The organism is Serratia sp. CY31944 (assembly GCF_052169175.1).
GTDB classification, from domain to species: domain Bacteria; phylum Pseudomonadota; class Gammaproteobacteria; order Enterobacterales; family Enterobacteriaceae; genus Serratia; species Serratia sarumanii.
Genome location: NZ_JBJNLG010000025.1, coordinates 81,361 through 90,820, shown reverse-complemented (window position 1 = coordinate 90,820; position 9,460 = coordinate 81,361). Strand labels below are relative to the sequence as shown.

The window sequence follows — 9,460 nt, the reverse complement described above, 5'->3', positions numbered from 1 at the left end:
GGTGATTTCCTTCTTACTTGTGGTGAGTAAGCTGGAATATTCCGGCATGGGTTTCCTTCAGGCTAGAGCCTCACAGGTTCAATCACCACCTCCTTAGGAGGTGGTTTAAGGCTTACAACGAAAAAGCCCCCGGTGAAAACCGGGGGCTTTTTTATTACTGCTGCGCCATCGCCTCATTCACCGCGTCCAGCCGTTCCTGCATCGCCGGATGGGTGCTGAGCCAGGCCGGCAGCGCCCAGCCGTCGGCCGTTTCGCGCTCAGGCGCCTGCGCCAACGCGCGGTAGATCGCCGCCATTTGCGCCAGCGAACGCCCCTGGCGCTGCATTTCCGCTATCGCGAACGCATCCGCCTCGCGCTCCATGCCGCGGGAAAACTGCATCTCATTCACGAAGGACGCAGACTGCAGCAGCGTGTCGCCGATGCCGCTGACGTCGCCGGTCATCCACATCAGCGTCAACGCCACCAGTGACGAACGCACCAGCATGCGCATCGGATGGCGATAAGCGTGATGCCCCATCTCATGCAGCATCACCGCCGCCAGAGCATCGTCGTTTTTCGACAGGGCGACCAGCCCATCGCTGAGCACCAGCGTGCCGTCCGGCAACATAAAGGCGTTCGGCGCACCGGGCGCCGCCATCAGCTTCAACGACAGCGGCGTACGCTCCTGGCGCATCTCGGCCGGCATCACCTGCCGGAACAGCTGCTGCAACGCCTGCTGCCGCTCGGCCGGCAATGCGGAGGGTTCAAAGCCGCTTTGGCTCAAAAACGTCTGCGTATGTTCGCCCAGCGTCTGTTCCACCGAGGTAGGGATGCGCATGGCGATCTCGCTGCTCGCCCACGGCAGCACGACGTTAACGTAGGCCACGACCGCCAGCAACGTCATCAGCAGCGCCACGGCGACGCCGCGTTTGTGGCGCTCCAGGCGATGCACCCAGCCCGGCGAACGGCGCTGATAGAACCAGCGGCGGAAGGCCGCATCGTCATCCGGCACAAAGCGCGCGCCGTCCTTAAAGGTCAGCGTCAGCGGAATATTGCCCAGCGCCGCAGAGACGGTGATGTCCGCCAAGGGGATGTAACGTTGCTCATCCTGCCGCTGCAGCGTCACACCCTCGCCGCTTTCGTTCACCAGCAGGCGAGCCGCCTCACGTGCGGCCCGCCCCGGCAACTGATAGGCGCCCTCGAGGATCATCGGCGCCTCAGAAGCTGCCGCCCAGATCCAGCGCCTGCACCGCTTCTTCGGCCACCGCGCTGTTGGCGGTTTCCTGATGCGCCGCGATGTCCAGCAACGCCAGATCGCCTTCAACCGCCGTGCACTCCGCCAGATAACGGGCGTGGCGCACTTCCGCCACCGGCACGGCGAAACCGAGCGAGAACAGGGTGATCAGGGTATTGGTGATCAACAGCCCCATATACGGCAGCGTTTGCATGGAAGAGTGCAGTTTAACGTTGCCGTTCAGCGTCGCCTGGTTAAACAGATAGTTGCGTTGGGCGACGACCTGATAGCTGCCGGCGATCAAGGCGCCAATCAGCAGCACCACCATCATCAGCAGCAGGCTGCCAATATTTTCCAGCACCAGCAAATCGGCGGTTTCATCCGTCAGCATGCCCATCAATACCATTTGGTACAGCGACAGAATGAACGACCCCATACACACCAGCGCCGCCAACATAAACGGCAGGAAAATGAGCAGGCCGATCAAGGAAAATTTGATAAAGGCCGACTTTTTCAGCTCGGCAATAAACGGCGTATTCCCGAAAAACAGGTTATTAACGTACAGATCGTGCTGCAGCGCGCTAATAATACCGTTGACGGCGGCGAATGCCGGCACGGCCAACAGCAGCGTCAACACCAACATCAGGCCGATGGCGTTGATGCTGTCAAAACCGCTGCCAATGCTGAGCAAAATGATTAAGGCGACATAAAGCCCGATAATCAGCAATAGCGGGCAGAACAGTAACGCCCAATAAGCGCGCCCGGTGCGGCAAACATAATTAAAACGCACGCCGCGATAGCTCGACATAATCGCATTGTAGCGCCAGCTGCGGATAACGATCCACGGCAGCAGGGCAAGCAACACCAGTAAAGCCAGCAGCCCCAGCAGTGGCGTTACCGCCAACAGGATATAAAATACGATGAGGCCGCCGATCACCAACAGCCGCCCTTTCAGAATTTGCAGCGGTTGCGCATGGTAATCGAAACGATCGCCGTCCAATTCCGTGTTGCCGTAAAAATAGCGGCGGCGGCGCACCGTCGCCCAGGCGGAATAGATGCCCAGCGTCACGATGGTCAATAATGCGTTGACCAACCAAATCGCGAAGTACTCGCCACCTTTCCCATGGAATTTAATCCGGTGCAGCCCCAGCGGCTGCGAGGTATTGCTTGTCATAATTCTTTCGTCCTGAAAGTAATAGGTCATACCACTCCCCGCTTATTCGTCATGCGGGGTTTGCGGAATAAAAAAGCGTCTTATATAAGCACAATGCCGCGAGCAGTGACAATTATTCTTTTATTAAATAGGAATAATGCGAAGGTGGCCGCTTAATGATTTCATTGGCCTATTAAGTGTAAGCCTTAAATTAGCGGGAGAGAGAAGTACAATGACAAGGATAAAACAAGGGCCCGCTGCCGAGCCCGTTTCATTTTTTACGATTATCCGCGGCGCGCTTTCACCGCCGCCGCCAGATCGCGCAGCACGGTTTCGGTATCCTGCCAGCCGATGCAGCCGTCGGTCACGCTCTTGCCGTAAACCAGCGGTTCGCCGCTTTCGAGGTTCTGGTTGCCTTCCACCAGGTGGCTTTCGATCATCACGCCGATGATCGCTTTTTCACCGCCGCTAATCTGCCCGCAAACGTCAGCGCTCACGTCCATCTGCTTTTTGAACTGTTTGCTGCTGTTGGCATGGCTGAAGTCGATCATCACCTGCGCCGGCAGCCCGGCTTTGCTCAGGCCGGCTTTGACGTCCTTCACGTGCGCCGCGCTGTAGTTCGGCTCTTTGCCGCCGCGCAGGATAATGTGGCAATCGCCGTTGCCGCTGGTGTTAACGATCGCCGAGTGGCCCCATTTGGTCACCGACAGGAAGCAGTGCGGCGCGCCAGCGGCGTTGATGGCGTCGATCGCCACCTTGATGGTGCCGTCGGTGCCGTTCTTGAAGCCCACCGGGCAGGAAAGGCCGGAGGCCAGCTCGCGGTGCACCTGCGATTCCGTGGTGCGCGCGCCGATGGCGCCCCAGCTCATCAGATCCGCCAGGTACTGCGGCGTGATCATGTCGAGGAATTCGCCGGCGGCCGGCAGGCCGCTGTCGTTGATCTCCACCAGCAGCTTGCGCGCCAGGCGCAGACCGTCGTTGATGTTGAAACTGTTGTCCATCTGCGGATCGTTGATCAGGCCTTTCCAGCCCACGGTGGTGCGCGGTTTTTCGAAGTATACGCGCATGACCACTTCCAGCTCGCCGCTCAGTTCTTCACGCAGCGCCAGCAGGCGCCCCGCGTACTCTTTGGCGGCTTTCGTATCGTGGATAGAGCAAGGTCCAATCACCACCAGCAGGCGATCGTCGCTGCCGCGGAGGATATTGTGAATTGCGCTGCGGGCCTGGGACACCGTCTTTGCCGCGCGTTCAGTGGCCGGGAATTTCTCCAGCAAAGCCACCGGCGGCAGGAGTTCCTTAATATCATTAATGCGTAAATCGTCGTTTTGGTAATTCATAGCTTTTCCATTCGGTATCGAGGGGTATTTCGCAGTGCGTAACAGTGTAGATCCCAACAATCTAGCCTGTGGGAATGGCGCTGTAAATCACCTTTGCCCCCCGCCGCTGGAACCGCCAAATTAACAGCAGATTGTGCTGTTTCATCAGGGGAGCGCAGAGCCTCCTTTTTCGCTATGCTAGCGATCGGAATATAAATCGACCCGAGTTGAACATGCCCTCTCTGTTATTAGTTGATGACCACCCGGTGGTTCATGTCGCACTGGAAGCGGCGCTAATGAAATCATCCCGCCCCTACCGCCTCCAGGCGGCGCAGGACGACGTCCAGGCGCTGGCCCTGCTGGCCGAGGCTGCTTTCGGCCTGGTGATCCTGGATATCGGCCTGCCGCAGGTCGACGGGCTGCAGCTGTTGAAAAAAATCCGCCGCCGCTACCCGCAGCAGCCGATCCTGATCTATACCGCGCAGGAAGCCGAGGTCTATGCGCGCATGGCGCATGCCGCCGGCGCCAACGGTTTCGTCAACAAAGGCAGCTCGTTGGCAGAGTTGTTGCAGGCGATCGAGCAGGTGCTGGACGGTGAAACCCGCTTCCCCGCCGCCGCGCTGGCCGAAGAGCCGCCGACGGCGGACGGCGGGCTGCTCACCCCCAAAGAGCTCGAGGTACTGGGCTTGTTGAGCCAGGGGCTGTCCAACCTGCAGATTGCCGATCGGCTGCACATCAGCAACAAGACCGTCAGCACCCACAAGAAGAACATCCAGCGCAAAACCGGCGCCGGCAACCTGCTGGAGCTGGTGGCGGTGTTTAAAGAGCTGGCGCCATGATGCGCCGCGCCCTGCTGCTGCTGCTCCTGTGGTGCGGTCTGGCGCAGGCGGCGGAGCCGGTGCGCTATCAGCTGGTCAGCAATCTGAATACCCCCGAGAATATGCTGATCGTCGGCGAGAAAAACCCCTGGCGCGACCGTACGCTGCGCGTCGGCATCGTCAGTGAGAACACCAGCCCGTACAACATCATCGTGGATGACGATCTGTATGGGCTGAATGCCGACTACCTCGGCTATATCCAGCAGGTGACCGGCATTCGCTTCGCCATTTACGGCTTTGCCGATCTGACGCAGCTGGAGCAGGCGCTGCACGACGGCAAGATCGATCTGCTGTACGGCATCCCGCAGAGTGAGGCGCTGCACGGCCTGGCGATCTCTCAGCCCTATTACGTCAGCAACCTGCGCGTATTGCGCGATCGCAGCAACGATCGGCCGGTGATGCTCAACTCCGCCAACGCCCGCGTCGCGATCGGCGCGCTGACCGACATGCAGTCCGGCGGCGCTCTGCAGGCGGTCGCGTCGCAGATCCAGCGCTACGACAACAATCTGCAGGCGGTCTACTCGCTGCTCAACGGCAGCAGCGACTACTTTATCGCCGACGAGGCCAGCGCCAGCTTTATCATCGATCAGCTGCAGCTCGGCCAGCTCTATCAGATTGAAAGCAACGAGAACCTGGGCAACCTGTCCTTCGTGTTCGCCGCCGACGACTCGCGGCTGATAGACACGCTGGACACCGCCATCGCCGACGCGCCGATGGAGCTGATGAACGCCCTGCAGGGCCGCTGGAGCAAGAAGATCCCCAGCTATCTCGATACCGGCAATGCCGATCTGACGACGATGGAGAAGAATTGGGTGGCGAGCCACCGCGTGGTTTACTACGCCGCCATCGAGAACAACTTCCCGTTCGCCTACCGCGGCTCCGACGGCCAGCCGCGCGGCTACGCCATCGACATTCTCAACATCATCGCGCAAAACACCGGGCTGCGTTTCGCGCCGCTGTGGGCGCGCAACGCCGAGCAGGCCGATCTGCTGGTGCAGTCCGGCCAGGCCAGCTTCCGCGCCGCCCTGCCGCTGGCGCGCGGCGTCAAGGCGCGCTACGGCGCCAGCATGCCGATCCACCGTTCGCTGTGGGGGGTTTACGTCGGCCAGCACGCCGACGGCATTTCCACCTGGAGCGATTTGGCCGGCAAGCGCATCGGCGTGCTGCAGGGCGATTTGGCGCAGGGGCTGGTGCCGGAACAGGAGCAAACCATCAGCTTCGCCGACAGCAAGTCGATGTACGACGCGCTGGCCAACGGCCAGCTGGATGCGCTGGTGGATAACGTCATCTCCGCCAACTTTTTGGCGCTGTCGCGCTATTCCGGCGCCATCAAGCTGGCCTTTGCCGCCAACAACATCCCCTACCCAGTGGCCTTCGGCGTGCGCCGCGATCAACCTCTTCTGTTGGCGATCCTCGATAAGAACCTGATGCAGATCCCGGCGGACACCCTGCAATCGCTGCGCGACGAGTGGATCGTCGACCGCAGCAACCTGATCGACGCGGTGAATGACAACCGCATGCCGCCGCAGACCACCTGGTTGCTGGCGCTGCTGGCCGCCGCCACCGTGCTGCTGCTGGCGCTGACGCTGCGCCGTTTCATGCTGCAGCGCCGTGAAAAACGCGAACGCGAAGAACTCGAGCACGCGCGCCGCCGCGCAGAGGCGGAAAACCGCATGAAGAGCAAATTCCTCGCCACCGTCAGCCATGAGCTGCGCACGCCGATGCACGCCATCCTCGGCCTGCTGGAACTGGAGCTCAAACGCCAACCCGCGCCGGAAGGCCTGCCGGTGATATACAGCTCGGCCTCATCGCTGCTCAACCTGCTCAACGACCTGCAGGATCACGCGCGGTTGGAAACCGGCTCGCTGACGCTGGCACCGAAACCGGTGGTGCTGCGCCCCTGGGTAGCGCGCATCGACGCCCTCTACCGGCCGCTGATCGGCGAGCGGCCGTTGACGCTGAGCGTGGTGGCGGATCCGGCATTGCCGGAGGCGGTAGTGATTGATGGTGAGCGTTTACTTCAGGTAGCTAACAACCTGATAAACAACGCGATAAAGTTTACGCCGCGCGGCGCCATTCAGGTCGAGATCGGCTGGCGCGCGCAGGATGAGCGGCAGGGGGAATTGCATCTGACGGTGAACGACAGCGGCTGCGGTATCGCCGCCGATGAAATAGACAAACTGTTCCAACCGTTTTACCGCGCGCGCGGCGCGCAACGCATCTCGGTGCAGGGTACCGGTTTGGGGCTGTCGATCTGCAAAGAGATCGTCGAACAGATGGGCGGCCGCATCGAGCTGCACTCGCAGCCGGGCGTCGGCACCCGCGTCGAGGTCGCGATACCGGTCGAGCTGAGCGGCGCGGCGCCGGTTGCCGCCCCGGAGGAAAGCCCCTTTGCTCTGCCGTCTTCCGCCTTGCGTACTGCGCTGATCGACGATCACCCCACCAATCTGTTGCTGATGGAACGCCAGCTGCGCCACTTCGGGCTGCAACCCGCCCGCTTCGAACAAGGCTATGCGCTGTTGAAGGCCCAACGCCGGCAACCGTTCGATCTGCTGTTTATCGACTATAACATGCCGCGCCCGGACGGCCTGACGCTGGCCAGGCTGATCCGCCGCGACGAACAGCGGCTGCAACGCCCGCCTTGCCGCATCGTGCTCTGTTCGGCAGACGTGCAGGAGTTTACCCGCATTCCTCCGGGGCTGGTGGCGATCGACCACTTCCTGACCAAACCGATTTCACTGGCGGCGATCGGCCAGGTGTTGGCTCAGCAACCGCAGGTGCAGGAAGCAAAGTCAGTCCTTACTGACCTGCGGCAAACGCTGGTCGAAATGGCGGGTGGCGATCGCGCCATGCTGCAGCGGCTGGCGCAGACGCTCGGCGATACGCTGCGGCAAGACCGGCAGCGGCTCGCGGACGCCGTCGCCGCGAACGACTGGCCGCGCCTGGAGCAGGCGGCGCACCGCATCAAGGGCAGCCTGCTGATGCTGCAACTGCCGGAAGCCGCGCAGCTGTGCCAGCAGCTGGTGGAAACCGCACGTCGGGGCGCGCTTGCCGCCGCCGCTTATACTAAATTAAAGGCGTTAGTGGCGCAGATAGTGCCGGAGCTGGACGCTCTGCTCGCCGCCGCCCCCACTTTGGCTATGCATAAGGATGAATAATGTCGGACACTCCACACGTACACCTGCCGAAAGACAGTAATAGTAAACGCCTACTGACCGCTTTTTTAGTCACCGCCGTCTTTATGGTGGCCGAGGTGGTCGGCGGCCTGTTGTCCGGCTCGTTGGCGCTGTTGGCCGACGCCGGCCACATGCTGACCGATGCAGCCGCGCTGCTGGTGGCGCTGATGGCGGTGCACTTCTCCCAGCGCAAGCCCAACGCGCGCCACACCTTCGGCTACCTGCGCCTGACCACCCTGGCGGCCTTCCTCAACGCCGCGGCGCTGCTGGTGATCGTGGTATTCATCCTGTGGGAGGCGATACGGCGTTTCTTCGAGCCGCAGCCGGTGATGGGTACCCCGATGCTGATCATCGCCGTAGCGGGGCTGCTGGCGAACCTGTTCGCCTTCTGGTTGCTGCATCGCGGCAGCGAAGAGAAAAATATCAACGTGCGCGCCGCCGCGCTGCATGTGCTGGGCGATCTACTCGGCTCGGTGGGCGCCATCGTCGCCGCCATCGTCATTCTTGCCACCGGCTGGACGCCGATTGACCCGATCCTGTCGGTGCTCGTCTCCTGTCTGGTGCTGCGCAGCGCCTGGCGGCTGCTGAAGGAGAGTTTCCACGAGCTGCTGGAAGGCACGCCGCAGGAGGTCGATATCGCCAAGCTGCAAAAAGACCTGTGCCTGAATATCCCGGAAGTGCGCAACATCCATCACGTGCACGTCTGGCAGATCGGCGAACAGAAGCTGATGACGCTGCATGCGCAGGTGATCCCGCCGCATGACCACGATGGGCTGTTGCAACGCATTCAGGCTTATCTGTTGGAACACTACAAGATTGGCCACGTGACCATTCAGATGGAGTACCGGCACTGCGAGACACCGGACTGCGGTATCAACCGGGCGCCGGAGCCGAGTGAACACTCACATGCCGAAGCCCACTCCCATCTGGGACATCGCCACTAAGCCAAGAGGGCGCCATCACGGCGCCCTCTGCGTTGTTAAGGTGCGGAAGAGAGCGGGTTGGAACCATTGCGCCCGGCGCTCTTGATCCATAGCCAGGAGCCGTTCAGGGCAATCAGCGTCAGAATGACATACTCCAGCGCCATCGCGTACACCCCCTGGTAGGCGAAGATCGCCACGCTGATGACATCGATAACCACCCACAGCAGCCAGTTTTCCACGTACTTGCGCGTCATCAGAATCATCGCCACGATGGAGAGCACCATCATCGCCGAATCCCAGAACGGGAACGCGTCCGGCTGCAGCTCAGGCATCTGCACGTTCAGCCCCAGCCCTTGCATCACCGCCACCGCGATCTGCGTCAACCAGGCGAACACGCGGTCGATATTGAAGGTCATCAGGCCGATGCCGATGATGCAGACCGCCGCCCAGGCCAACGCTTTCGGCAGCGGCAGCCAGCGGATCTGCAGCTCAGCCTGATTATCCTGGGTCTGGCGGCTCCAGGCATACCAACCGTAAATGTTGGCGCCGAAGAAAAACAGCTGCAGCAGCAGGCTGGCGTACAGCTGGATCTGGAAGAAAATCACCGCGAACAGCGTGACGTTGATCAGGCCGAACAGGTAGTTGATGATTTTTTCCTTGCTGGCGTACCAGATGCACAGCAACCCGAACAGCGTGCCGATGGCTTCGATCCACGACAGATCGTAACCGCCCGCGCCAAGCGGAATGTGCACCAGAATATTGCTGGTACTGAAGAAGCTCATGAGGTCATCCTTTTAAACG

At 61.1% G+C, this 9,460-nt stretch carries 7 protein-coding genes; 3 read left to right on the top strand and 4 right to left on the bottom strand.

What is annotated here, in order from left to right; genetic code table 11:
- Positions 1-154: 154 nt before the first annotated feature.
- From ACJ8IN_RS22165 to aroG, 3 genes are all read right to left on the bottom strand, one after another.
- Positions 155-1,189 (bottom strand): M48 family metallopeptidase, encoded by a 1,035-nt coding sequence (locus ACJ8IN_RS22165; RefSeq protein ID WP_033647148.1) that lies wholly within the window; start codon positions 1,187-1,189, stop codon positions 155-157.
- A 7-nt stretch (positions 1,190-1,196) separates the two neighbouring features.
- Complete coding sequence (locus ACJ8IN_RS22160; protein WP_047571676.1) at positions 1,197-2,387, bottom strand: YjgN family protein; 1,191 nt, start codon at positions 2,385-2,387, stop codon at positions 1,197-1,199.
- Between the two features lie 263 nt (positions 2,388-2,650).
- Positions 2,651-3,703, bottom strand: coding sequence for a 3-deoxy-7-phosphoheptulonate synthase AroG (aroG, locus tag ACJ8IN_RS22155; RefSeq protein WP_033637478.1), 1,053 nt, complete (start codon positions 3,701-3,703; stop codon positions 2,651-2,653).
- 212 nt (positions 3,704-3,915) lie between these two features.
- Between aroG and ACJ8IN_RS22150 the strand changes: the two genes are divergently transcribed.
- From ACJ8IN_RS22150 to zitB, 3 genes are read left to right on the top strand one after another with little or no spacing between them, the layout of a single operon-like run.
- Positions 3,916-4,521, top strand: a complete 606-nt coding sequence (locus ACJ8IN_RS22150; protein WP_060421757.1) for a response regulator — start codon at positions 3,916-3,918, stop codon at positions 4,519-4,521.
- Complete coding sequence (locus ACJ8IN_RS22145; protein WP_060421760.1) at positions 4,518-7,718, top strand: ATP-binding protein; 3,201 nt, start codon at positions 4,518-4,520, stop codon at positions 7,716-7,718. The genes ACJ8IN_RS22150 and ACJ8IN_RS22145 overlap by 4 nt, the downstream gene beginning before the upstream one ends.
- Positions 7,718-8,680 carry a CDF family zinc transporter ZitB gene (gene zitB / locus ACJ8IN_RS22140; RefSeq protein ID WP_033637476.1) on the top strand — a complete coding sequence of 321 codons (963 nt, stop codon included), beginning with the start codon at positions 7,718-7,720 and terminating at the stop codon, positions 8,678-8,680. The genes ACJ8IN_RS22145 and zitB overlap by 1 nt, the downstream gene beginning before the upstream one ends.
- Positions 8,681-8,715: 35 nt before the next feature.
- Here the strand turns inward: zitB and pnuC are convergent, their stop codons facing one another.
- Positions 8,716-9,441 (bottom strand): nicotinamide riboside transporter PnuC, encoded by a 726-nt coding sequence (pnuC, locus tag ACJ8IN_RS22135; protein WP_047568862.1) that lies wholly within the window; start codon positions 9,439-9,441, stop codon positions 8,716-8,718.
- Between the last annotated feature and the right edge of the window lie 19 nt (positions 9,442-9,460).

Bases quoted from the DNA above. Each gene is read 5' to 3' on its own strand.
- ACJ8IN_RS22165 (WP_033647148.1), bottom strand. From the start codon at position 1,189: ATGATCCTCGAGGGCGCCTATCAGTTGCCGGGGCGGGCCGCACGTGAG.
- zitB (WP_033637476.1), top strand. From the start codon at position 7,718: ATGTCGGACACTCCACACGTACACCTGCCGAAAGACAGTAATAGTAAA.
- ACJ8IN_RS22150 (WP_060421757.1), top strand. From the start codon at position 3,916: ATGCCCTCTCTGTTATTAGTTGATGACCACCCGGTGGTTCATGTCGCA.
- pnuC (WP_047568862.1), bottom strand. From the start codon at position 9,441: ATGAGCTTCTTCAGTACCAGCAATATTCTGGTGCACATTCCGCTTGGC.
- aroG (WP_033637478.1), bottom strand. From the start codon at position 3,703: ATGAATTACCAAAACGACGATTTACGCATTAATGATATTAAGGAACTC.
- ACJ8IN_RS22145 (WP_060421760.1), top strand. From the start codon at position 4,518: ATGATGCGCCGCGCCCTGCTGCTGCTGCTCCTGTGGTGCGGTCTGGCG.
- ACJ8IN_RS22160 (WP_047571676.1), bottom strand. From the start codon at position 2,387: ATGACAAGCAATACCTCGCAGCCGCTGGGGCTGCACCGGATTAAATTC.